The sequence below is a fragment of the Pseudomonas sp. LB3P81 genome (assembly GCF_054897965.1).
Map to the genome: position 1 here is coordinate 847,040 of NZ_JBUBVG010000001.1, position 23,862 is coordinate 870,901.

General features: G+C 60.0%; 23 protein-coding genes. 11 read left to right on the top strand and 12 right to left on the bottom strand.

The genetic code is table 11. The annotated features are described in order from the left end of the window. Positions 1-54: 54 nt before the first annotated feature. Positions 55-1,380, bottom strand: a complete 1,326-nt coding sequence (locus ACYZTL_RS03815) for a sigma-54 dependent transcriptional regulator (RefSeq protein WP_461950648.1) — start codon at positions 1,378-1,380, stop codon at positions 55-57. Between the two features lie 343 nt (positions 1,381-1,723). On the opposite strand from ACYZTL_RS03815, the gene ACYZTL_RS03820 reads away from it, so the two are divergent. From ACYZTL_RS03820 to nhaB, 3 genes are all read left to right on the top strand, one after another. Beyond that, complete coding sequence (locus ACYZTL_RS03820; RefSeq protein WP_461950649.1) at positions 1,724-1,990, top strand: hypothetical protein; 267 nt, start codon at positions 1,724-1,726, stop codon at positions 1,988-1,990. 264 nt (positions 1,991-2,254) lie between these two features. Then, positions 2,255-3,544, top strand: a complete 1,290-nt coding sequence (locus tag ACYZTL_RS03825) for a hypothetical protein (protein WP_461950650.1) — start codon at positions 2,255-2,257, stop codon at positions 3,542-3,544. A 78-nt stretch (positions 3,545-3,622) separates the two neighbouring features. Then, entirely contained in the window at positions 3,623-5,125 is a 1,503-nt protein-coding gene (gene nhaB, locus ACYZTL_RS03830; protein WP_461950651.1) for a sodium/proton antiporter NhaB, read from the top strand. A 132-nt stretch (positions 5,126-5,257) separates the two neighbouring features. Here the strand turns inward: nhaB and ACYZTL_RS03835 are convergent, their stop codons facing one another. Genes ACYZTL_RS03835 through gnd form a run of 3 tightly spaced genes read right to left on the bottom strand, consistent with a single transcriptional unit; the run spans position 5,258 to position 8,576 of the window. Beyond that, positions 5,258-6,079 (bottom strand): HAD family hydrolase, encoded by an 822-nt coding sequence (locus ACYZTL_RS03835; RefSeq protein ID WP_461950652.1) that lies wholly within the window; start codon positions 6,077-6,079, stop codon positions 5,258-5,260. Beyond that, positions 6,076-7,599 (bottom strand): glucose-6-phosphate dehydrogenase, encoded by a 1,524-nt coding sequence (gene zwf, locus ACYZTL_RS03840; RefSeq protein ID WP_461950653.1) that lies wholly within the window; start codon positions 7,597-7,599, stop codon positions 6,076-6,078. Before zwf ends, ACYZTL_RS03835 begins: the two co-directional genes overlap by 4 nt. Continuing rightward, entirely contained in the window at positions 7,596-8,576 is a 981-nt protein-coding gene (gnd, locus tag ACYZTL_RS03845; protein WP_461950654.1) for a phosphogluconate dehydrogenase (NAD(+)-dependent, decarboxylating), read from the bottom strand. Before gnd ends, zwf begins: the two co-directional genes overlap by 4 nt. A gap of 272 nt (positions 8,577-8,848) precedes the next feature. Here gnd and ACYZTL_RS03850 point away from each other — a divergent pair, with 272 nt between their 5' ends. The 3 genes from ACYZTL_RS03850 (at position 8,849) to ACYZTL_RS03860 (ending at position 11,342) form a co-directional block, all read left to right on the top strand. Beyond that, complete coding sequence (locus tag ACYZTL_RS03850; RefSeq protein ID WP_461950655.1) at positions 8,849-9,031, top strand: DUF6026 family protein; 183 nt, start codon at positions 8,849-8,851, stop codon at positions 9,029-9,031. A 201-nt stretch (positions 9,032-9,232) separates the two neighbouring features. Beyond that, positions 9,233-10,981, top strand: coding sequence for a phosphoethanolamine transferase CptA (locus ACYZTL_RS03855; protein WP_461950656.1), 1,749 nt, complete (start codon positions 9,233-9,235; stop codon positions 10,979-10,981). A gap of 160 nt (positions 10,982-11,141) precedes the next feature. Next, complete coding sequence (locus ACYZTL_RS03860) at positions 11,142-11,342, top strand: hypothetical protein (RefSeq protein ID WP_461950657.1); 201 nt, start codon at positions 11,142-11,144, stop codon at positions 11,340-11,342. A gap of 169 nt (positions 11,343-11,511) precedes the next feature. Here ACYZTL_RS03860 and ACYZTL_RS03865 read toward each other — a convergent pair whose 3' ends face one another. The 5 genes from ACYZTL_RS03865 to ACYZTL_RS03885 form a co-directional block, all read right to left on the bottom strand. Further along, complete coding sequence (locus ACYZTL_RS03865) at positions 11,512-12,003, bottom strand: GNAT family N-acetyltransferase (protein WP_461950658.1); 492 nt, start codon at positions 12,001-12,003, stop codon at positions 11,512-11,514. A gap of 127 nt (positions 12,004-12,130) precedes the next feature. After that, a complete protein-coding gene (locus ACYZTL_RS03870) occupies positions 12,131-12,712 on the bottom strand; it encodes a DinB family protein (RefSeq protein ID WP_461950659.1) in 582 nt (193 codons plus the stop codon). An 18-nt stretch (positions 12,713-12,730) separates the two neighbouring features. Beyond that, a complete protein-coding gene (gene zapE, locus ACYZTL_RS03875; protein WP_461950660.1) occupies positions 12,731-13,849 on the bottom strand; it encodes a cell division protein ZapE in 1,119 nt (372 codons plus the stop codon). A gap of 30 nt (positions 13,850-13,879) precedes the next feature. Continuing rightward, positions 13,880-14,221 (bottom strand): nuclear transport factor 2 family protein, encoded by a 342-nt coding sequence (locus tag ACYZTL_RS03880; RefSeq protein WP_461950661.1) that lies wholly within the window; start codon positions 14,219-14,221, stop codon positions 13,880-13,882. A gap of 52 nt (positions 14,222-14,273) precedes the next feature. Further along, positions 14,274-14,990 (bottom strand): helix-turn-helix transcriptional regulator, encoded by a 717-nt coding sequence (locus ACYZTL_RS03885; protein ID WP_461950662.1) that lies wholly within the window; start codon positions 14,988-14,990, stop codon positions 14,274-14,276. Between the two features lie 203 nt (positions 14,991-15,193). Between ACYZTL_RS03885 and ACYZTL_RS03890 the strand changes: the two genes are divergently transcribed. Beyond that, complete coding sequence (locus ACYZTL_RS03890) at positions 15,194-16,246, top strand: aldo/keto reductase (protein WP_461950663.1); 1,053 nt, start codon at positions 15,194-15,196, stop codon at positions 16,244-16,246. A gap of 189 nt (positions 16,247-16,435) precedes the next feature. On the opposite strand, the gene speB is transcribed toward ACYZTL_RS03890, so the two are convergent. Together speB and ACYZTL_RS03900 are read right to left on the bottom strand one after the other, a co-directional pair. Beyond that, complete coding sequence (speB, locus tag ACYZTL_RS03895) at positions 16,436-17,395, bottom strand: agmatinase (RefSeq protein WP_461950664.1); 960 nt, start codon at positions 17,393-17,395, stop codon at positions 16,436-16,438. 21 nt (positions 17,396-17,416) lie between these two features. Continuing rightward, entirely contained in the window at positions 17,417-18,508 is a 1,092-nt protein-coding gene (locus ACYZTL_RS03900; protein ID WP_461950665.1) for a polyamine ABC transporter substrate-binding protein, read from the bottom strand. Positions 18,509-18,609: 101 nt separating this feature from the next. Between ACYZTL_RS03900 and ACYZTL_RS03905 the strand changes: the two genes are divergently transcribed. The 3 genes from ACYZTL_RS03905 to ACYZTL_RS03915 all read left to right on the top strand — a co-directional run bounded on the left by ACYZTL_RS03905 (position 18,610) and on the right by ACYZTL_RS03915 (position 21,678). Further along, positions 18,610-19,503, top strand: a complete 894-nt coding sequence (locus ACYZTL_RS03905) for a LysR family transcriptional regulator (protein ID WP_461950666.1) — start codon at positions 18,610-18,612, stop codon at positions 19,501-19,503. Positions 19,504-19,675: 172 nt separating this feature from the next. Then, complete coding sequence (locus ACYZTL_RS03910) at positions 19,676-21,148, top strand: nucleobase:cation symporter-2 family protein (RefSeq protein ID WP_461950667.1); 1,473 nt, start codon at positions 19,676-19,678, stop codon at positions 21,146-21,148. A gap of 56 nt (positions 21,149-21,204) precedes the next feature. After that, positions 21,205-21,678, top strand: coding sequence for an LEA/WHy family protein (locus ACYZTL_RS03915; RefSeq protein WP_461950668.1), 474 nt, complete (start codon positions 21,205-21,207; stop codon positions 21,676-21,678). A 195-nt stretch (positions 21,679-21,873) separates the two neighbouring features. On the opposite strand, the gene ACYZTL_RS03920 is transcribed toward ACYZTL_RS03915, so the two are convergent. Beyond that, positions 21,874-22,797 carry a carbon-nitrogen hydrolase family protein gene (locus ACYZTL_RS03920; RefSeq protein ID WP_461950669.1) on the bottom strand — a complete coding sequence of 308 codons (924 nt, stop codon included), beginning with the start codon at positions 22,795-22,797 and terminating at the stop codon, positions 21,874-21,876. 84 nt (positions 22,798-22,881) lie between these two features. Here ACYZTL_RS03920 and ACYZTL_RS03925 point away from each other — a divergent pair, with 84 nt between their 5' ends. Then, entirely contained in the window at positions 22,882-23,796 is a 915-nt protein-coding gene (locus ACYZTL_RS03925) for a LysR family transcriptional regulator (protein WP_461950670.1), read from the top strand. Positions 23,797-23,862 lie beyond the last annotated feature (66 nt).

Below are 23,862 nucleotides of genomic sequence, written 5' to 3' on the forward strand. Positions count from 1 at the left end.
TAGGAGCTGCCGAAGGCTGCGATCTTTTGATCTTTTGATCTTTTGATCTTGCGTTCAGCGGATCTGGTGTTTGTGCAGCAGTCGGTAAAAGGTTGGCCGCGACACGCCCAGCACCCGGGCGGCGACACTCAGGTTGTCGCTGTGGCGGTTCAATACATCGCACAACGCCTGGCGTTCGGCGCGTGTCTTGTAGTCTTCGAGGGTGCCCATCGGTGCGGCGATCGTCTGCTGGCTGATCAGCCCCAGGTCGCGGGCCTCAATCTGCCGCCCCTCGGCCAGGACCAACCCCCGGCGTACCCGGTTGGCCAGTTCACGCACGTTGCCCGGCCAGTCATGCTTGCCCATGGCAATCAGCGCGTCTTCACTGAAACTGCGCGGACGGCGGCCGGTTTCATGGCTGTAGAAATGGGAGAAGTGGTTGGCCAGCATCGACAGATCGCCATGGCGCTCACGCAGCGGCGCGGTGACCACTTGCAGCACATTGAGCCGGTAGTACAAATCTTCGCGGAAGCGTTTCTTCTCGATGGCGGCTTCCAGGTCAACGTGCGTCGCCGCCAACACCCGCACATCCACCGGAATCGGCTGACTGCCGCCTACGCGCTCGATGTGTTTTTCCTGGAGGAACCGCAACAGGTTGGCTTGAAGCTCCAGCGGCAGGTCACCGATTTCGTCGAGAAACAGGGTTCCACCGTTGGCGGCTTCGATCCGCCCGACCTTGCGTTGATGGGCGCCGGTGAAAGCACCCTTCTCATGGCCAAACAGTTCGGACTGGATCAAGTGTTCGGGAATCGCGCCGCAATTGATCGCGACAAAGGGTTTGCTGTGCCGCTGGGATTGTCGATGAAGGGTGCGGGCGACCAGTTCTTTGCCGGTCCCGCTCTCACCGCGAATCAACACCGGAGACTCGGTGGGCGCCAGTTTGCTCAGCAGCTTGCGCAGTTCGCGAATCGGCTTGCTGTCGCCGAGCAGCTCGTGTTCGGGCTGATCGATGTGAACCGTGCCCTGGCCACGCAAGCGCGCCATGCCGAATGCCCGGCCGAGCGTCACCTGAACCCGGGACACATCGAACGGCAAGGTGTGGAAATCGAAAAACCATTCGCAGACAAAGTCCCCGACATTTTGCAGCCGCAGGACTTCCTGGTTGAGCACGGCGATCCACTCGGTGCCGCTGCGGCTGATCAACTCCTTGACGGCCTCGGGGCGTTCCAGATGAAACGGCTGCAAACGCAACAGACCGACGTCACAGGTTCGGTCGCCGGCATTTTCCAGGGTGCAGCTATCAACGTCCCAACCTACAGCACGCAACCCCGGCAGCAGACGATGGCAGTCGTCACAAGGGTCCACCACTAACAGACGTCGTAACGCAGGCGCTTCGATCATGACTGTTCCTTGGCGCCAAATTGTAGGAAATATTATTAAAAACAGTCGTTTGGCAGACCCGACTGTAACATTAGCAATAATTTGACGATGGCTTGTACCGATTGACTATAGGAATGTCGCGGAAGCAGTTATAAGAAGTCACTTTGTTAGTTACCTAACGAGTCAAACCTTTCATTCAGCTTTCAATGCCTGCCAGAACCCTGAACCGATGATAGAAAGTTGAAATTTCTTTTAATTGTATGTGACCCACACACCGGTTGCGGGCATCAGTACAAGTAACCAGCCGAACGGTAAGCCCAACCGACGGCACATCACTTGATTGGGCATACAGAGAGAAAATCCCATGACCGCCCCGCTCCGTATCAACGAAGCTCTTCTGATTGCCGACCGCGCATTCCAGCCTTTTCAATGCGTGGCCTGGGCCCCACAAGACGGCAATGGCGAACTCAGCCTGACCGTCATCGACCGCACCAATACCTGCATTGGCCGCACGCAGATTCCAAGCAGCGCCTACACCGATCCTGCGCAACTTGAACATGTTCTGGAAGAAGCCCGTAAAGAGCTGAGCCAGGAAGGTTACACGCTGCAATCGTGGTCGATGCCGCACTAAAGCGGTTTGCGGATTACTTCCGGTAATCCGCACCCTTCCCTCGATCGTTAGTTCACTGGCCTTATTCGCCAGCACTGGCGACATCCGCTTGGTCGAACTTGCGAAGGTCAATTAATTGGCCGGCTTTTCAGTGGTTCGAAAAGACACTGTTCTGGCACAAAGCGACCCTCCGTCTGTTAGTTCAGTCAGTTGTGGATCTGGCCATTCAGGCGTTGAATGTTTCCCCTATTCCTGAATCACGACGACTCGCAAAGAGATGCGTGCATGTCAATCCAGAGCGATTTTGCCTTACCCGCGACGCTGAACGACGCCGGGAAACTCGACGAGTCCTTTGCCGGCGCCGGCAAAACCCAAGTTTATTTCGCTGGCAGCACCTCCAGCATGGCCAATGGGATCGCGATTGATTCAGCGGGACGGTTTCTAATAGCGGCAAAGGTCGGCACCCCGGGTGGCAGCCGCTTTGGCCTGGCACGCTTGCTAAAGGACGGCTCGGCGGACCTGGCCTTCGGCCAACAAGGCAGCGTCATCAGCCAGTTCGAACCCGGCTTCGAGGCCATGGCCGGCAAAGTCCTGCTACTGGCCGATGGGCGCATTCTGGTGGCCGGCCTGCACTATGAAAATGCGCATCGGACACTGCCCGCCTTCGCGCTTTTCAATCAGCAGGGCAAACTGGTCCAGTCATTTGGCAACAACGGCCGCTGTGTCGTGCGCCTGCCGGGCAATCTTTCCCAAGGCGTGCGCAATGCCTGTTTGCCACCTGGCGTGCCGGGGGCCGAGGCGTGTGATGTCTGTGTACAGGACAACGGGCGAATCCTTTTGCTGACCAATCATCATTTCGAGCTGGCCGATCATGTAGGCGTGCTGGTACGGCTTCACCCCGATGGCTCACTGGACGACACCTTCAACGGTCGCGGCTTCGTGCTGGTCAGGCACCTGCTGATGAACACCTGGCTAAGCAGCCTGCTGGTTCAACCTGACGGCCGGATTCTGGTGGGCGGCTCGATCAATTTTCCTGAAGAAGGTCTGCTTGCGCGCTATCACAGCGACGGCAGCCTGGACGACAGTTTCGCCGTGGATGGCTTCATGAGTTTCATGGCACAGGGACGTCACGCTCAGGTCAGCGAGATCGTCCAGCAGGACAACGGCGATTTGCAGTGCTTTGGCAGTACCCGCGACCCGATGCAGTGCATGGCCCTGAAGGTCCACAGTAATGGTCGCCCGGACATTCACTGCAACGGCGGCCAGCCGCACTTGCTGAAAATTGGCCACTGCGGCTGCCAGTGGACCGCCGGCCAGGTCCTTGCGAACGGCAGCGTGTTGACTGTTGGCGCTACGATCGGTGGTGTCGAAGCCGATTTCATTCTGGCCCGGCATCTGCCCGACGGACAGCTCGATTGCAGCTTTGGCAATGGCAACGGCTGGGCCCGCAACCGTCTCAGTCGCGGCCCGGATACCGCGACCTCGCTGGCCGTGCAGGCCGATGGCAATATTGTCGTAGGCGGCTCTTCACTGGATGGCAACTACCGGGCAATCGTCGCGCGGTATCTGGGATAGGCACTTCGACATTTCCTGCGCTTGATCTTCCCTTCGGCTTACGGCAACTTGCGCGCTTCTTAATGCAAGGAGCAGCCGATGTCCGGCTCAATGGCCCAGGCGTTCGCGCATAATTTTCTCGGGCACTCACCTCGCTGGTACAAGGCCAGCATTGTCGGCTTCCTGATTCTCAACGCCCTGGTGCTGTGGACCGTGGGTCCGGTGGCGGCCGGTTGGCTGCTGGTGGTGGAATTCATCTTTACCCTGGCCATGGCGCTCAAATGCTACCCGCTGATGCCGGGCGGCTTGCTGCTGATTGAAGCGCTGTTGCTGAAGATGACCACACCCCAGGCACTGTATGACGAACTGGTGCACAACTTCCCGGTGATCCTGCTGCTGATGTTCATGGTGGCGGGTATCTACTTCATGAAAGAACTGCTGCTGTTTCTGTTCTCGCGTCTGCTGCTCGAGGTTCGTTCCAAGGCGTTGCTGGCGTTGATGTTCTGCTTTCTGTCAGCGTTTCTCTCGGCCTTTCTCGACGCCTTGACCGTGACCGCCGTGATCATCAGCGCGGCCGTGGGGTTCTACTCGGTGTATCACCGCGTAGCCTCGGGCAATGATCCGCGTCAGGACAGTGAATATGGCGATGACCAGCACCTTCCAACACTCCATCACGTTGACCTCGAACAGTTCCGCGCCTTTCTGCGCAGCCTGTTGATGCACGGCGCCGTGGGCACTGCATTGGGCGGCGTTTGTACCCTGGTCGGCGAGCCGCAGAACCTGCTGATCGGTCACGAAATGGGCTGGCACTTTTCTGAATTCTTTCTGAAAGTCGCCCCGGTTTCACTGCCGGTGCTGGCGGCGGGCCTGTTGACCTGCGTGCTGCTGGAGAAGTTGCGCTGGTTCGGTTACGGCGCGCTGCTGCCGGACAACGTGCGCGCCGTGCTGACCCACTATGCCGCCGAAGACAACGCCGAACGCACCTCGCGCCAACGCGCGGCACTGATCGTTCAGGGGCTGGCGGCACTGATTCTGATTGGCTGCCTGGCCTTCCACGTTGCTGAAGTGGGCCTGATCGGCTTGATGGTGATCGTGCTGATCACAGCGTTCACGGGCATTACTGACGAGCACCGCCTCGGCAATGCGTTCAAGGACGCCATGCCGTTCACGGTGCTGTTGGTGGTGTTTTTCGCGGTGGTGGCGGTGATTCACGATCAACAGTTGTTCACCCCGCTGATCCAGTGGGTGCTGGCGCTGCCGGCGGATCAGCAACCGGGCATGCTGTTTATTGCCAACGGCTTGCTGTCAGCCATCAGCGACAACGTGTTTGTCGCGACCATCTACATCACCGAAGTGAAACAGGCATTCATCTCCGGCCACATGAGCCGTGAACACTTCGAGACCCTGGCGATTGCGATCAACACCGGCACCAACCTGCCGAGCGTGGCGACGCCGAATGGCCAGGCGGCGTTTCTGTTTCTGCTGACGTCGGCGATTGCACCACTGATTCGCCTGTCGTACGGGAGGATGGTGTGGATGGCGTTGCCGTATACGGTGGTGATGGGTGTTCTTGGGTGGTATGCCGTGAGTTTCTGGCTGTAACACCGATCAAAAATGTGGGAGCGGGCTTGCTCGCGAAAGCGGTGTGTCAGTCAAAGTTGATGTTGGATGACACACCGCCTTCGCGAGCAAGTCGGACCGCCGCACCGCCGCTCCCACATGGGTTTGGAGTTGTTATTGAGAGAGGATGTACCGCTCGATCGCCTGCGCCGCGCCGTCTTCGGTGTTGGCCCCGGTCACCACGTCAGCCTGACGCTTCACCGCCTCTTCCGCCTGCCCCATGGCGATCGACAAACCCGCGCGGTGAAACATTGCGGGGTCATTTCCGCCGTCGCCCATGGCTGCCGTCTGTTCCAGCGGCACACCGAGGAACTCGGCGAGGGTCGCCAGCGCCGCGCCCTTGTTGGCTTGCATCGCGGTTACGTCCAGATACACCGGTTGCGAACGCGACACCTGCGCCTGGCCCTCGACCTTGGGCAGCAATTGCGCCTCCAGCTCAATCAACAACTGCGCGTTATTGCTCGCCGCGACGATCTTGTCGATGTGTTGCAGATACGGCTCGAAACTCTCCACCCTCACCGGCGGATACCCCAGGCCATGCTGCTCTCGGGGAACCATCGGCCCGGTCGGGTCTTTTACCAGCCAGTCGCCGCCGCTGAACACCCACACCTCGATGTCCGGCAGATCGGCAAACAGCGTCAACGTGGTCAGTGCGGCCGTGGCCGGCAAGTAATGCGCGACCAGCAAACTGCCGTCGGGATTGACGATCGTGCCACCATTGAATGCCACCGTCGGCAGATCGACACCCAACACCTCGATCTGCTGCAACATGGCTTTCGGCGGTCGGCCAGTGGCGAGGCTGAACAGCACGCCCGCCTCGCGCAACGAACGCACGGCTTCGATGGTGCGCTGACTGAGGCTGTGGTCCGGCAGCAACAACGTGCCGTCCATGTCACTGAGCAGAAAACGAATGGGTTGTTGCGTTTCGTCACTCATCCAAGGTCATGCCAGACGCGACCATCGCGAGTCAGCAGGTCTTCTGCCGCCGGAGGTCCGTCTTCACCCGCCGCGTAAGTCTGCACGCTCGCGTCCTGCTGCCAGGCATCGAGGAACGGCTGCACGGCACGCCAGCCGTTTTCGATGTTGTCGGCGCGCTGGAACAGCGTCTGATCGCCGGTCAGGCAATCGTAGATCAGGGTTTCGTAGCCGGTGGACGGCTGCATTTCAAAGAAATCCTTGTAGGCAAAACCCAGTTCGATATTGGCCATTTTCAACGCCGGGCCGGGGCGTTTGGCCAAAAGATCGAACCACATGCCTTCGTTGGGCTGAATCTGGATCCGCAGATAGGTCGGTTGCAGCTCATCGACCTCGGTATCGCGGAACTGCGCGTAAGGCGCCGGTTTGAAACAGATGACGATCTCGGTATCGCGTACGCTCATGCGCTTGCCGGTGCGCAAGTAGAACGGCACGCCGACCCAGCGCCAGTTGTCGATCATGACTTTGAGCGCGACATAGGTTTCAGTCGTGCTGTCGGGCGATACGTTGTTTTCCTGGCAATAACCCGGCAAAGCCTTACCGTCGACTTCGCCGGCGGCGTATTGGCCGCGCACCGAATTGGCCCGTGCCTCTTCGGTGGACCAGGGACGAATCGCCCCCACCACTTTGGCTTTCTCGCCGCGAACCGCATCGGCGCCAAAGGCGGCCGGCGGTTCCATGGCCACCATCGCCAACAGCTGGAACAGGTGATTGGGCACCATGTCCCGCAGGGCGCCGGTGTGCTCATAAAAACTGCCACGGGTTTCCACGCCGACGGTTTCCGCGGCGGTGATCTGTACGTGGTCGATGTAATGGTTATTCCAGAAGGCTTCGAACAGGCTGTTGGAGAACCGGCTGATCAGAATGTTCTGCACGGTTTCCTTGCCCAGATAGTGATCGATCCGGTAGATCTGGTTTTCCGTCATCACCTTGAGCAAGCACGCGTTCAAGGCTTCGGCGGTGTGCAGATCGGCGCCGAACGGTTTTTCGATCACCACCCTTCTGAAGGCTTCCGGCGTCTCTTGCAGCAAACCGGCGGCACCGAGACGACGCACCACTTCGCTGAAGAAACGTGGCGCCGTGGCCAGATAGAACACCGCGTTACCGGTGCCGCTGGCGGCGATTTTCGCCGCGAGCGCCTGATACGTGCTGTCGTCCAGGAAGTCGCCCTGGACGTAGCTGATGCCTTTGGCCAGTTTGGCCCACAACACCGGATCGAGGGCTTGATCGCCCTTGCCGACCTTGCTCGCCACTTCAGCCCGAATGAAATCTTCGAGCTTCTGCGCAAAGGCCTCATCGGTGATGGCGTTGTGGTCAACGCCGATGATCCGCAGTCCATCCCCAAGCAGACCGTCGCGACTCAGGTTGTACAGCGCCGGCATCAGCAGGCGCTTGACCAGGTCACCGTGGGCACCGAACAGGAACAGCGTGGTCGGTGGTGCAGGTTCTGCCTTGGATTTATTGCGGATCAAGCGGGTCATTTTTTCGCAGTCTCCACGTGGCCGCCGAAGCCGAAGCGCTGGGCCGAGAGAATCTTGTCGCCAAAGGTGCCTTGCCCGCGGGAACGGTAGCGGGAGAACAGCGAGTTCGACAGCACCGGTACGGGCACCGATTGCTCCATGGCGGCTTCGATGGTCCAGCGACCTTCACCGCTGTCAGCCACCGAGCCGGAAAAGCCGTCGAGCTTTGGATCGCTGGCGAGGGCGTCAGCCGTCAGGTCAAGCAGCCAGGACGACACGACGCTGCCGCGACGCCAGACTTCGGCGATGTCGCCGACGTTGAGGTCGAAGCGCTGATCTTCCGGCAGGTTGGTGCTGGCCTTGGTCTTGAGGATGTCAAAGCCTTCGGCGAAGGCCTGCATCATTCCGTACTCGATGCCGTTGTGGATCATCTTCACGAAATGGCCAGAGCCGGCGGGACCGGCGTGGATGTAACCGCGTTCGGCACGGTCGTCGTCCGACTTGCGGTCCTTGGTGCGAGGGATATCGCCCATGCCAGGCGCCAGGCTGTCGAACAGCGGATCAAGGCGTTTAACCACCTCGGCTTCGCCGCCGATCATCATGCAGTAACCGCGCTCCAGGCCCCAGACGCCGCCGGAAGTGCCGACGTCGACGTAGTGCAGGCCTTTTTCCGACAGGGTTTTCGCCCGGCGGATGTCGTCCTTATAGTAGGTGTTGCCGCCGTCGATGATTGTGTCGCCGGGTTCGAGCAAGGTGCTCAGGGTGTCGATGGTGTCTTCGGTCGGTGCGCCGGCCGGCAGCATGACCCAGACCGCCCGTGGTTTGGCCAGGCCAGCGACCAGGGCCGGCAGGTCGATGACGCCTTTGGCGCCCTCGGCGGCCAGGGTATCGACGAAGGCGGTATTGCGATCGTAAACAACGGTGGTATGCCCGTTGAGCATCAGGCGCCGCGCAATATTACCGCCCATGCGGCCCAGTCCAATAATCCCGAGTTGCATGTGCTGATGCTCCCTACTACAAATAAATGTGTGTCAAAGGTTATAGCCCAACGCGACTAATGAGGGTTAGTCCAGAGCGTTGGCATGAAGTTTCCGGGCATTGTGCCCGATCCAGATTGATAACGTCTGGAATCGTGCCAAAGACACAACGACCGCAAAAAATAAAAAAGTTCCCTTACGAGGCAAAAGAAATCAAAATCAGCGCCGATAGTAAGTCAGCACCCGATGTCGGGGCGGATTTGCAGTTGAGCAAGCCATTTGCGAGGTGAGCAATGGGCACAGTACAAGCAGCACGGCCAGCACAAACTCTTTACGTCACGATCCGTCGCGATGAATTGCGCCAGTTGAAAGACGAGCGCGACCAGCTGAAGCAGGAAGTCGAGCAATTGCGCCTGCTGGCGCAAGGAATCCAGGCTCAGCCAATGCCAGTCAGACTACATACTCCCTACGCCTGATCCCCTCGCCTGAATCGGAAGCAGCCCCGCGCTGTTTCCGATACGCCCTCCCGATTCGCCAGCACTCGCAGCTCACAAAACTTTCACATTCCCTTGTTGATACTCCGGCCCCTTTTATGGCCGCCCGGTGTCCGCGCGGCACCTGTTCGTCGGCGACTTTTCAGTCCCGGCGGTGGAAAGTGATTCTGGCTGGAGCGCGCAATGGGTTTGTTTCAACGCAGCGGCAGTTCGTCTGCGAAAGGTTTCGATTGGGCTGGGCTTCTCTGGCTGTTCCTGTTCTTCTGGTATTTTTCCGGCATCACCCAACTACTGATCCAGTTGACGGGCACTTCCGGATTCACCGGGTTCCGCCAGGCCTTCGTGATGAGCGCCATCTGGCTCGCGCCGATGCTGCTGTTCCCCCGACAGACCCGTGTATTGGCCGCGCTGATCGGCGTGGTGCTGTGGGCCTGCTCAATGGCCAGCCTGGGTTACTTCTTCATCTATCAGCAGGAATTTTCCCAAAGCGTCATCTTCATCATGTTCGAGTCGAACATCTCTGAAGCGGGCGAATACATGACCCAGTATTTCGCCTGGTGGATGATGGCTGCGTTCATTGCCCACACCCTGTTCGCGTATTTCCTGTGGACGCGGTTGCGCCCGGTGTACATGCCCCGCGGACGCGCGCTGGTGGCGGCGACGGCCATTCTGGTGGCCGTGGTCGGGTATCCGCTGATCAAACAGACCGCCCGCACCGGCAGCCTCGCCGACGGTTTCGAAAAATTCGAAACCCGCATCGAACCGGCGGTGCCGTGGCAGATGGCGGTGGCCTGGCACCGTTACCTCGAGACCCTCGCCGGCATGCAGGACATGCTCGACAGTACGAGCAAGATCCCTCCGCTGCACAACCTCAAGGACGCCATGGCCAACCAGCCGGCGACCCTGGTGCTGGTGATCGGTGAATCCACCAACCGTCAGCGCATGAGTCTCTACGGTTACCCGCGTGAAACCACGCCGGAACTGGACAAGCTCAAGGATCAACTGGCGGTCTTCGATAATGTCATCACCCCGCGCCCCTACACCATCGAGGCGCTGCAGCAAGTGCTGACCTTCGCCGACGAAGAAAACCCGGACCTGTACCTGTCGACCCCGTCGCTGGTCAGCATGATGAAACAGGCCGGCTACAAAACCTTCTGGATCACCAACCAGCAGACCATGACCAAGCGCAACACCATGCTCACGACCTTCTCCGAGCAGGCCGACGAGCAGGTGTACCTGAACAACAACCGCAACCAGAACGCCGCCCAGTACGATGGCGATGTGATCCAGCCGTTCAACAAGGCCCTGGCCGACGCGGCGCCGCGCAAGTTGATCGTCGTGCATTTGCTCGGTACGCACATGAGCTACCAGTACCGCTATCCATCGAGCTTCGACAAGTTCCAGGACCGCAACGGCGTTCCCGCCGGTGTGCGTGACGATCAGTTGCCGACCTACAACAGCTATGACAACGCGGTGCTGTACAACGACTTCGTGGTTTCGAGCCTGATCAAGGACTACGCCAAGAGCGATCCGAACGGTTTCCTGCTGTACCTCTCCGACCACGGTGAAGACGTTTTCGATTCGGCGGGCCATAACACGCTCGGTCGCAACGAAGCCAAGCCGACGGCGCCGATGTACACCATTCCGTTCATGGCCTGGGCTTCGCCGAAGTGGCGCGAGAACCATGACTGGAGCTTCGCCGGGGATCTGGGGCGGCCGTACAGCAGCTCGCACCTGATCCATACCTGGGCCGATCTGGCGGGCCTGAGTTTCGATGAGCTCGATCGCAGCAAGAGCCTGGTCAGCGACAGTTTCAAACCGCGCCCACTGATGATCGGCAATCCTTATGAACGCGAGCAGAAGGCGTTGATCGACTTCAGCCTGATCAAACCCAAGGTGAAGCCGAACCCTGCGGGCGTCGTTCAGAAGTAAATCTTTCAGGGGCCGTTTCAGGCCCCTTTTTCTTGCTCATGCTTTCAGGACGGGGAGCCTCAGGCGCGGTAATTCCCATTTAACGAAATCGGCAGATAATGTTAGCGCGACATTGCTTCATGAATGAAAGGCATCCGATATCCGTTATGGGAGGCGAAACATGAAACGTACACCCTTGATCGTTGCCGGCCTGATGACCTTCGTTTCGGTCAGCGCATTTGCCGAAGGTGGCGCTGAACGCATGCGCTATTACTACGAGAGCATGCGATTCAACCAACAGGAGAATCAGAGTCAGCAAACCGCTGAAGTCCGGGTTCCGGACGATCAAACGGCGCAAGTGACGGAGCATTACAAACGTTGATGGACTGATGCAAATACACCCCTTGTAGGAGCAGCCGGTCGACGCTCGATTGCTCGCGATGGTCGTTAACGAAGACGCGTGTTGACTGGTTAAACGCGACGCTCTTGAGTCCATCGCGAGCAATCGAGCGTCGACCGGCTGCTCCTACAGTTTGTTTGTCTGCCAGCCGCTACAGCGCTTTGGTCCAGAACAACATCCGCCCGTGCGCCGGATCGAACATGCCGGCGCTAAAGCCAAATTTGGCGTAGGACGACTGGGCCACGGCATTGCCTTCCAGCACTTCCAGGGTGATTTTGCAGCAGCCACGCTGACGGGCGATTTCCTCGACCTTTTGCAGCATCTTCTGGCTCAGGCCCAATCCTCGAAACGGCTTCATCACCACGACGTCATGCACGTTGACCAGCGGGCGACAGGCAAACGTCGAAAAGCCTTCAAAGCAATTGACCAGCCCTGCCGGTTCGCCACCGACGAAAGCCAGCACACTGAATGCATGGGGACGCTTGGCCAGTTCCCCCGGAAGGTGCTCCAGCACCTCTGCGGGCAAGGAATGACCGCCGCCCATCGGGTCTTCTGCGTAGTGATTCAACACAAGGCGCATAGCCTCGACATGCACTGGGTTGGTGTAGCTGGCCTGAAGCACAAGAATTTCTGCGAATTCCATTTCCATCCTCGACTGTGGGAGCGAGCCTGCTCGCGATGAGCCTGAGAGCTCCGCGTTTAAAAAGCAAGCCCGCGTTATCGTTGACGTCCATCGCGAGCGTGCTCGCTCCTACAGGGAAAAGCAGCTTTCAATGCCCCCAGATCAGCGCTTCGGTCCATCCCAGTTCGGCGAAATCCGCAGCCCGCAGGCCCGACTCGCCGGCACAGAAAAACTCGTCCAGTTGTGGCGGCGCGATCGACGTACCGCTGAGCATCGCGTGAATCTGCCCGCGGTGATGAATCTGGTGCTCTAACAGGTGCGACAGCATGCGCAACCGACTGTCGTGTTGCGGCGTGTCCCGGGCGATGGTCACGATCTTGCCCAGGTCCGCGTCACGCAGTTGCTCGCAGTAAGCGATCAACCGGCGATCCACCTGAGCCTGTTCGCGCTTGAGGTCCATGGCGTTGGTGAACGGCTCGTCTTCGTTGAAAAACACAGAGCACTCGGGATGCGGCGCATCCCCGCGCAACTCCCGTTCCAGCGCATCCACGTAAAACCAGTCGCAGGTCAGGATGTGATTGAGGGTCGCGCGCAGGCTGGGGAAGAAGCTGACCCGTGGCGCCGCCAGGTCCTCGGGACTCAACTGCCCCCAGGCCTTGGCCAGTCGATGGTTGGCCCAGGCGTTCTGATAGGCCATGGTCAGCAAATGATGGGACAAGGGCTGGTTCATGTTCGCGGCTCCTTGGGTTCAAGCGTCGGCGAAACGTTGCAGCTGCATTTCCTGTAATCGGCTGAGGGTGCGGCGGAACGGGAATTCCAGATAACCTTCGGTGTAGAGCGATTCCATCGGCACCTGTGCCTCAAGGTACAACGGCACTTTGCGGTCGTAGCATTCGTCCACCAACGCGATGAAACGCCGCACACCGTCGTCATGCACCGACAATTGCGGCAATTCGCGATCGCCCGCGACCACCCGTTCAGCACCGTCTTCGGTGCCACGGGCGATGCGCCCTTCGCGCTTTTGCGCGCTGAGGCTGGGCACGTCACTCAACAGAATAGCCTTGTAGGTGTCACACAGGGCCATGAAGTCCATGGCGGCAAAGGGTTGTTCGCAGAGGTCGGCGTAACGGCTCCAGAGCACGGTTTCACTGGCCTGCACCACATTCAGCGAACGGTAGCCGACCTTGATCGGCTCACGGGAAACCGACTGGCCGGCGGTCAACGCCTTGAACACATCACCCAGCGCGCCGGGCTGGCCGGGCGCGGCCACCCAATAGCGTTGCAAACCGGCACCGGGATGCAGGCGATGATCTTCGCCGCCATCCACCGCAATCACCTGCATGTGCTGCTTGATCGCCTCGATGGCCGGCACGAAGCGGTCGCGGTTGAAGCCATCGGCGTATAGCAGGTCCGGCGGTTGATTGGAGGTGCAGACCACCACCACGCCCTGGTCGAACATCACCTGAAACAAGCGCCCGAGAATGATCGCGTCACCGATATCGTTGACGAACAGCTCGTCGAAGCACAGCACGCGCACTTCTTCGCTCAATTCCCGGGCCAGCGCTTTCAGCGGATCGGCGGTGCCGGTCAGTTGAAACGAGCGCTGATGCACCCAACCCATGAAGTGATGAAAGTGCTGGCGTCGGGCCGGGACCTGAAGGCTTTGGTAAAACTGGTCCATCAACCAGGTCTTGCCACGCCCGACCGGGCCCCACAGGTAAACGCCCGTCACCGGCGTGCGACCTTCATGCAGCGCTTCGTAGCATTTTTGCAGCGCCCAGACAGCATGTTCCTGGGCCTCGTCCTGAACGAAGCCCTTCTGTTCGATGGCGTGTTGCCAGGCGCTTAACGGGGAGTCGATATTCATGCGCGGCAGTATGCCATCGCGACGCGGTCTCTACAGTGAAATGTCCAGTCGAGCGATCTTGCCCTGCTCGTTCAGACGGAACATGTAGCGCAATTCCAGCGGGCTGCCGGGAAACGTGCCGGACACCCGGTTATGCACCAGTACCTTGCCGGTACGCAGTTGCACGTCGAGCACTTCGACCCTTGGCTGATAACGCCGGGCGGTGTCTTGCATCCATTGGGCGATGGCCTGGGCGCCGATCTGATGCTGGCCTTCATCGAACACATTGGCATCCTCAGCGAAGTAACTGGCGACCCTCGAGGTGTCGCGGGCATTGGCGGCAGCAAGGTAAGCGGCGATGGCGGGCGCCAGCGAAGAGGCGGGACTGGACATGCTTATAACTCCTTGTTGATTGGTTCTGGAGCCATGCTAAAACACCCCTGTGTCAGTTCTTGTCAGGAGTGAAACGCCCGGCTTCATCCAGTTGCATCTGCTTGCGCCAGGTGCGCAGCAGGTCGCCCCGCCGCCCCGGATAACGTTCGCCCTGCTCGTTCGCCGCCGAAATCCGGTCAGTGCGAAAAGTCCGATAGGCACCGCGTAATTCACACCAGGCGACGATGATCCGCACCTCATTGAGAAATCCCAGCGCCAACGGCCAGATCAGCCGTTGACTCGACACTTGCTGAGCATCTGTATAGTCGATGAGCAACTTGGCCTGATCGCGGATCGCCTGGCGGAACACCGTCAGCGGCACGGCGTTGGGCGCAAAGCCATAACCAGGCGGGCCCGGCAACACCGTCGGGTTGCGTAAAGCGTCCAGCGCTTCGGGCGCCAGCACCGCGGCAATCTTGGCCAGCGCATCGGCCGCGGCCTTGCTCAACACTTCATCACCGCGCTGATCCACGTAGCGCAGTCCCAGCACGATGGCTTCGGTTTCGTCGGCGTTGAGCATCAAAGGCGGCAGGAACAAACCACTGCGCAACACGTAACCGATTCCTGCCTCGCCGTAGATCGGCGCGCCGAGTGCGGTGAGTTCCGCAATGTCGCGGTAGAGCGTCCGCTCGGAAATTTCCAGTTCACCGGCAAGCGTCGCCGCCGTGACCGGGCGACTCTTGCCGCGCAGCACTTGCAACAGGGTCAGTAAACGCGTGGTGCGAGACACGATTGGCAGGCTCTGTCCGGAAAAGTGGTCGGAGCTTAGCAGAGGGCCCTGTCAGAAAGTGGCAGCAGCGATGCGCCCGGTGGTCGGCCCTTATGCCACGCATGACAAAGGGCCTTGACGAAATACATGACAGGCATCATTTTTAATACATGTCACACGACATTTATATTGAGCCGCCGCGTCTTTCCTTCAGGAGTCATCCCATGCATTACAAAGTGTTCGGCCGAAAAACCGGCTTGCGCGTCTCGGAACTGGCGCTGGGCGCCGGCAACTTTGGTACGGGTTGGGGCCATGGTGCCGAGCGCGATGAAGCCAAACGCATTTTTGATGGCTATCTGGAGGCCGGCGGCAATTTCATCGACACCGCCAACGGCTATCAGGGTGGTCAGTCGGAAGCCATGCTCAGCGAATTCATCGCCCCGGAGCGCGATCGCCTGGTCATCGCCACCAAATACACCTTGGGGACTACGCCTGCTGCGGGGATTTCCCACACCGGCAACAACCGCAAGAACATGGTTCGCGCCGTGGAAGAAAGCCTGACACGGCTCAAGACCGATCACATCGACCTCTTCTGGGCGCACATGAGCGACGGTGTCACGCCCATGGAAGAGATCCTGCGGGGTTTCGATGATCTGGTGCGCACCGGCAAGATTCATTACGCCGGGCTGTCGAACTTCCCGGCCTGGCGCATCGCCCGAGCCGACCTGCTGGCCGAAGTTCGCGGTTTTGCGCCGATTGCCGGCATTCAGGTCGAGTACAGCCTTGCTGAACGCACCGCCGAACGGGAACAACTGCCCATGGCCGAAGCGTTGGGGCTGGCCGCAACCCTATGGTCGCCGCTGGGTGGCGGGTTCCTGACCGGCAAATACCGCTCCGGCGACGAGAACAATCGCGCCGCTAAACTGGGCATGCTGGTCCACGCCGAGAAAAGTACCCGCGAAACCGCCCTGCTCGACACCTTGCTCGCCGTCGCGGCGGAGCTGGGCGCCAGCCCGACGCACGTGGCCATTGCCTGGCTGCGGGAAAAAGCCAAACGCTCGACGTCGGCACTGATCCCGATTCTGGGTTCGCGTACGCGTGAGCAGCTGGATGCAACGTTGGGCGCGTTGAATGTGCAGTTGAGTGCCGATCAGTTGTTGCGCCTTGATGGAATCAGCGAAGTGGCGAAGGGTGTGCCACATGAATCCATTGCCGGTTCTTTTGCACGGTTTAGCGGGGGTGAAACCCTGGATCTGCCAATAATCCCGGTGGCCTGACACAGATCTAATTGTGGGAGCGGGCCTTTGTGGTGAGGGGATTTATCCCCGTTCGGCTGCGAAGCAGTCGCAAACTCGATGGATGCGGTCTATCTGAAGCACCGTGATTACAGAATTTGGGGCCGCTACGCGACCCAACGGGGATAAATCCCCTCACCACAAAGGCTCGCCCCCACATTGGCCGGCGTGTTACTTATCGACCTTATGTTTAGCCGCATACAAACACAGCATCTCCATCGCCAACGTCGCCGCCGCCAGTGAGGTAATGTCCGCACTGTCGTAGGCCGGCGCCACTTCCACCACGTCCATTCCCACCAGATTGATCCCGCGCAACCCGCCGAGAATTTCCAGCGCCTGCACCGTGCTCAAACCGCCGCACACCGGCGTTCCGGTGCCAGGGGCGAAGGCCGGGTCGAGGCAGTCGATGTCGAACGTCAGGTACACCGGGTTATCACCGACCCGCGCCCGAATCGCTTCGACAATCGCATCCACCCCACGGCGATGCACTTGCCGCGCATCCAACACCTGAAAGCCCTGATGATCGTCATTGGTGGTGCGCAAGCCGATCTGCACCGAGCGCGACGGGTCCACCAAGCCTTCTTTCGCCGCATGCCAGAACATGGTGCCGTGATCGACACGCTTGCCCTCTTCGTCCGGCCAGGTGTCGCTGTGGGCGTCGAAGTGGATCAGCGACAGCGCCCCGTGTTTACGGGCGTGGGCCTTGAGCAGCGGGTAACTGATGAAGTGATCGCCGCCGAACGTCAGCATCGCGCAACCGGCATTCAAAATGTGCTTGGCGTGGGCTTCAATGCTTTCCGGCACCGACTGCGGGGAGCCGTAATCGAAATCGCAATCACCGTAATCAATCACGGCGAGGTGATCGAACGGATCGAACGCCCACGGCCAGTGGCGTTCCCAGGCAATCCCGGTGGATGCCGCACGAATGCCCCGCGGTCCGAAACGCGCACCGGGACGGTTGCTGGTGGCGGTATCGAACGGCACACCGCTGACGGCGATGTCTACACCACGCAAGTCGCGGCTGTAGCGACGACGCATGAAACTGGTGATGCCGGCGTAGGTGCTTTCGGCGGCAGTCCCATAGAGGCTGTCGCGGGTCATGGCCTGATCGTTTTGCACAGGGACGTCCATCAGGTGCTCCTTGTTATTGGTTTATTGGCGGCTACGGAAAGTGGTCCACAAGCGGGTGCGCTGACGCATGTCCTTGAGGCTCATGCTGCGGTCGGCGTACAGCCGTTCGCGCACATCGGCGAGCGGGTAAATGTCCGGATCGGTGCGCACTGCCTCATCCACCAGCGGTGTGGCGGCCTGGTTGGCCGTGGCGAAGAACAGCGTATTGGTCAGCGCCGCGACGGACTCGGGGCGCAACATGAACTCAATGAAGGCGCGGGCAGCTTCCGGGTGCGGCGCGTCCTTGGGAATCGCCAGGTTGTCCTGCCAGACCAGCGTGCCCTCCTTCGGAATCCGGTACGCCACTTCGTAGGGTTTGTTGGCCTTGCGCGCCTGATCGGCGGCCATGCTGGCGTCACCGTTGTAGGTCAACGCCAGGCAAACGCTGCCATTGGCCAGATCGCTGATCTGCCGCCCGGTCGCGACGTACAGCACATTCGGCTGAAGCTGATGCAACAGCGCCTCGGCGGCTGACAGATCAGACTTGTCGGTGCTGTAGGGATCTTTACCCAGATAGTGCAGCGCCAGGCCGATCACCTCTTGCGGCGAATCGAGAATGGCAATGCCGCAGTCTTTCAACTGGCTGGCGTATTCAGGTTTGAACAGCAGATCGAGGCTGTTGAGCGGTACATTCGGCAAACGCTTTTTCACCGCTTCGACATTCATCCCCAGACCCAAAGTGCCCCAGGTATACGGCACGCCGTAGCGGTTGCCGGGATCGACCGCAGCGAGTTTTTCCAGCAAGTCCGGATCAAGGTTGGCGTAGCCCTTGAGGCCTTCGTGGGGAATCGCCTTCAGCGCACCGGCCGCCAATCCGCGCGCCAAAACGCTGGACGACGGCACGACCACGTCATAGCCACTGCCGCCGGTGAGCAGCTTGGTTTCCAGGACTTCCGAGGAGTCGAAGGTGTCGTAGCGCACGTGAATGCCGGTTTCCTGCTCGAAGCGCTGCAAGGTTTCCGGCGCCACGTAATCGGCCCAACTGTAGAGATTGACGACGTTCTCCTCGGCCTGAGCCGACACCACCATGGAAAGGAACAGCGCGGGTAAACACAGCTTGAATGAGGGACCCATGACGAACACCTGACCAGAGGAAGTGGCTGCAGCATGCATCGTCGGATACATTGGAAAAATACCAAGTCAATTATCCTGACTTTATTGCGGAGTAATGTTTGATGCTCGGCCAGCTTCACGATGTGGATCTGCAATTGCTGCGTCTGTTTGTCAGCGTGGTGGAATGCGGCGGTTTCAGCGCGGCCCAGGGTGAACTCGGCCTGAGTCAATCGAGCATCAGCCAGCAAATGGCCAGGCTCGAAACCCGGCTCGGCTATCGGTTGTGCAGTCGCGGCAAGGGCGGATTCAGGATCACCCCCAAAGGCGAACAACTGCTGATCGCGACGCGTGGACTGTTCGAGTCCATCGAAGCGTTCCGTCATCAATCCAATGGCGTGGCCGGCCGCTTGATCGGCGAAGTGCGTCTGGGGCTGTCCGAAGCCGTGGATCAATCGGTGCTGCAACGAGTGGCCCAAGCGATCCGCCGCTTTCGCGAACGCGATGAGTCGGTGCGCATCGAGTTGATCAGCGCCATGCCCGGTGAGATGGAGCGCTTGCTGCTGCAACAACGGCTGGACCTGGCGATCGGTTATTTCTCACAGGTGCAGAGCGCGTTTGACTACCGCGAACTGTTCAGCGAAACCCAGCATTTGTATTGCGCCCCCGGCCATCCGCTGTTCACCAACGAGGCACCGGACGATCAAGCATTGCAGGCCTGCGACCGGGTGGATCACCCTTACCGCTTTCTGCGCAGCGATGAGCCCTTCCAGGGAAAGCGGTGCTCGGCGCGTTCGGAACAGGTCGAAGGCACCCTCGCCTTCATCCTGTCCGGCAAGCACGTCGGTTATCTGCCCAGTCACTTTGCCCGCAGCTGGGAGGACAAAGGGTTGCTCAGGGCCGTGTGCCGCAGCGACATGAGTTTCGACGTGGCATTTCACCTGGCCCGCCACCGTGCGCAGGTGCCGGGGGATGCGCAGAAAGCCTTTGAAGAGGACCTACTCGCGGCGTTTGCCTGAAGATCAAAAGATCGCAGCCTTCGGCAGCTCCTACATGGGATCGGCGTAGGAGCTGCCGAAGGCTGCGATCTTTTGATCTTGCCTGGGTTGTTCTTTTTGCTGTGGGCGGACCGTTCTGGCATCCTGCGCCTCCATTTTTTGACCCGGCACGCCTTTCGGCACGCAAACCACCATGACCGCCTCTGAAAAAGCCCCTGCCCCGCGCCACAGCGACCTGATCTACGGCCTCGACGACCGCCCGCATTTGACCGCCACGGTGTTCGCTGCCCTGCAACACGTACTCGCCAGTTTCGTCGGCATCATCACCCCGACCCTGATCATGGGCAGCGCCCTCGGTCTGCAAAGCGAAATACCTTATCTGATCAGCATGGCGCTGTTCGTCTCGGGCCTGGGCACCTTCGTCCAGGCACGACGATTCGGTCCAATCGGTTCCGGTTTGCTGTGTCTGCAAGGCACCAGTTTCTCGTTCATCAGCGTGATCCTCAGCGCCGGTTTCATGGTCAAGGCTCGTGGCGGCGGCACCGATGAAATTCTTTCGACGATCTTTGGCGTGTGTTTTTTCGCCGCGTTCATTGAAGTGGTGTTGAGCCAGTTCATCGGCAAGCTGCGGATGCTGATCACGCCAGTGGTGACCGGAACCATCATCACGCTGATGGGACTGTCGCTGATCAAAGTCGCCATGACCGACATCGCCGGCGGCTTCGGCGCGACGGATCTCGGCGCGGCCAGTCATCTGGCGTTGGCGGCGCTGGTGCTCGGCACTATCGTGGTGCTGAACCGGGTGGACGTGCCGTTCCTGCGCCTCGGGGCGATCGTGATCGGCCTGACCCTCGGCTATGTCGTCGCCTGGCTTCTTGGCCATGTGGATTTCAGCAGCATGCCCGACGTACCGCTGATGAGCGTGCCGGTGCCGTTCAAGTATGGGTTCAACTTCGACTGGGTGGCGTTCGTGCCGGTGGCGGTGATTTTCCTGGTGTCGCCGCTGGAGGCCGCCGGTGATCTGACCGCCAACTCGATGATTTCCCGGCAGCCGGTCAAAGGTCCGCTCTACATTCGCCGGATCAAGTCCGGTCTGCTTGCCGACGGTCTCAACTCGGCCATGGCGGCGGTGTTCAACAGCATGCCGATGGTGACCTTTGCGCAGAACAACGGCGTGATTCAACTGACCGGCGTGGCCAGCCGTTACGTGGCGTTTTTCATTTCCGGCCTGCTGGTCGTGCTGGGGTTGTTCCCGATGATCGGCGCGGTGCTGCAACTGATGCCCAAACCGGTGCTGGGTGGCGCTGAACTGGTGATGTTCGGCACCGTTGCGGTGGCTGGCATCAAGATCCTCGCCGAAGCCGGCCTGCATCGGCGCAACATGCTGATCGTGGCGATTTCCCTCGGCATGGGCCTGGGTGTGGCGGCCGTGCCGGAGGTGCTGCGCGAGTTGCCGAAAGCGCTGCATAACATCTTCGAATCACCCATTACCGTTGGCGCGTTGTGCGCTATCGTGCTGAATATCTTCCTGCCCGAAGAATTCATCGAGCTGGAAGAAGACGATTTCGATCCGGAAGCCTCGATCCTCCAGGTCATGGAAAACCCGGATGTCCCGGCCAAAGGTGAACCCACCACGCCTGCGGTTGTCGCACAGTTGAACCGCTAGACAGGCTCAAGGCCGAGCCACCGGTGGTTCGGCCTTTTCTTCAAGAGAGCATGTCCATGCGCCGTATTCACGCCGTTGTCCTTTCCCTCCTTCTGCTGTCCCTGAGCGCCTGCGCCCTGTTGCCCAATCGTGATCCGCTGAACATCAACGTGGTTGGCTTCGAACCGCTGCAGAGTCAGGACATGGAAGTGCGTTTCGCCGTGAAGATCCGCGTACAGAATCCCAATGAAACACCCATCGACTACAACGGCGTGGCCCTGGACCTGTCAGTCAACGGCCAGCCCCTCGCCTCCGGGGTCAGTGATCAGTCGGGCTCGATTGCGCGCTTTTCCGAGACAGTGCTGACCGTGCCGGTGAGCGTTTCGGCGTTCTCGGTGCTGCGCCAGACATTGGGCCTGGGCCAGACCCAAACCCTGAACAATCTGCCTTATGTCTTGCGCGGCAAACTGGCGGGCGGCTTGTTCGGCACGATGCGCTTCACCGACAGTGGCAAGCTCAGTTTGCCGGGATCGACGACTGGAACCTGGTGACTTCAATAGCGCTGTAAATCCAATGTGGGAGCAAGCCTGTGTGGCGAGGGGATTTATCCCCGTTGGGCTGCGAAGCGGCCCCAAATTCTGTAATCGTGGCTCGTCAGATAGATCGCATCCACAGGGTTTGCGACTGCTCCGCAGCCGAACGGGGATAAATCCCCTCACCACATAAACTCGCACCCACAGTTTGAGTTATGCGGTGAAGCGCACGCCCGGTTTGGCGCGCTCATCCACGGTCAATTCGAACACGTCCGGGCGCGCGTAATGGCCGACGACGTCAAAGTCATACCGCGCGCGGATCAGGTCGTCGGTGTCGATTTCGGCGGTGAGTAGTCCACACTCGCCACGCAGCGGCCCGGCCAGAACATCGCCCATCGGGCCGACAATCACGCTGCCGCCAGAAATCAACGGCCGGTCCGCCGGCCAGTTGGCGATCTCCACGCCCAGTGCTTGTGGAGAGTCCTGAACCTGACAGGCACTGACCACGAAGCAGCGGCCTTCATGGGCGATGTGGCGCATGCTGACCTGCCACATGTCCCGCTCGTCCACCGTGGGCGCGCACCACACTTCCACGCCTTTGGCGTACATCGCCGTGCGCAGCAGCGGCATCATGTTTTCCCAGCACACCACCGCGCCGACACGCCCGACCTGGCTGTCGATCACCGGCAACGTCGAGCCGTCGCCCTTGCCCCAGATCAGCCGTTCGGTGCCCGTGGGCATCAGTTTTCGGTGTTTGGCGACCAATCCAGCCTGCGGATCGAAGTACAACGCGGTGCAATACAACGTGCTGCCGGCGCGCTCGATGACTCCGATCACCAGGTTCGCACCGGTGCGAGCCGCCAGCCCGGCCAACGCTTCGGTTTCCGCGCCAGGCACATCGATGGCATTGGCGAAATAACGGGCAAAGGCTTCACGACCTTCCGGCAGTCGATAACCCAATTGTGTGCCAAACCCCTCACCTTTCGGGTATCCGCCCAGCAACGCTTCGGGCATGACCACTAGCGAAGCACCGGACTCGATAATGGCGTTTTCGTAAGACAGGATCTGTTCCAGCGTCTCAGCCTTGCCGCCGGGCAAGGCGCCGATTTGCAGTGCAGCAACGATTGACTTGGGCATCGCGGTCACTCCGTTCACATCAGGTGTTGCTCATTCTCAGGCGTCACGGGATCATGAATAAAGCCCATCCAGATGCTGAATGATATGAACAAAATGAATATCGCCACCGTCGATCTCAATCTGCTCAAAGTCTTCGAAGCCTTGCATGAAGAGTCCAGCGCCAGCCGTGCGGCGCTGCGTCTGGGCGTGACGCAATCGGCGGTCAGCGCGGCATTGCGCCGGCTGCGCGAGGTGTACGGCGATCAATTGTTTGTGCGCACTGGCCGAGGCCTTGCGCCGACGCTCAAGGCCAATCAGTTGAAACCGGTGGTCAGCGATGCGCTGAACAAATGCCGACAGAGCCTGGCGATGGTCGATCCGACCGCCCATCACTACGACGGCCGCTCGGTCACGGTCGGTTTGTCAGATGATTTCGAAATCGCCTACGGGCGTCGCTTGATCGAGGAAATCGCCCGCTGCGCGCCGAAGCTGCGGCTGATCTTCCGCCAGACTCACAGTCAGATCGTCGCGCAGGCGTTGATGGAGCGCAGCATTGATCTGGCAATCACGGCCGGCGGGTTTGCCGAACGGTTGCTCAGCCGTCAGGTATTGGGTGAAGGCGATTATCTGTGTCTGGTTGACCCGACGAGTCTGGCCGCCGGACAGCACACCATCGACCTTGAGGAGTTCGTCACCCGTGAGCATATTCTGGTGTCATCGGGTGGCTTTATCGGAATCACCGACGAAGGGCTGGCGGCGTTGGGACTGAGCCGGCGGGTCTGCGCCTCGACCACGCATTTCGCGGCGTTGCCGCATCTGCTCAAGGGCAGTCAAGCGGTGGCGACCATTCCGGCGCATGCCGCCCGAAGCCTTGCAGCGCTCTGCGGCCTGGCGCTGCTGCCCTGCCCTTTGGCGTTGCCGCGCTACCCGATCGAACTGGGCTGGCGCACCAGCACTCAGCTCGATCCGGTGGTGTTGAAAGTGCGTGAGGCGATTGTCGCAATCTTTGCGAGCGCGTAGGAGCTGCGGCAGGCTGCGATCTTTTGATTTTGCCTTTTGAAAACAAGATCAAAAGATCGCAGCCTG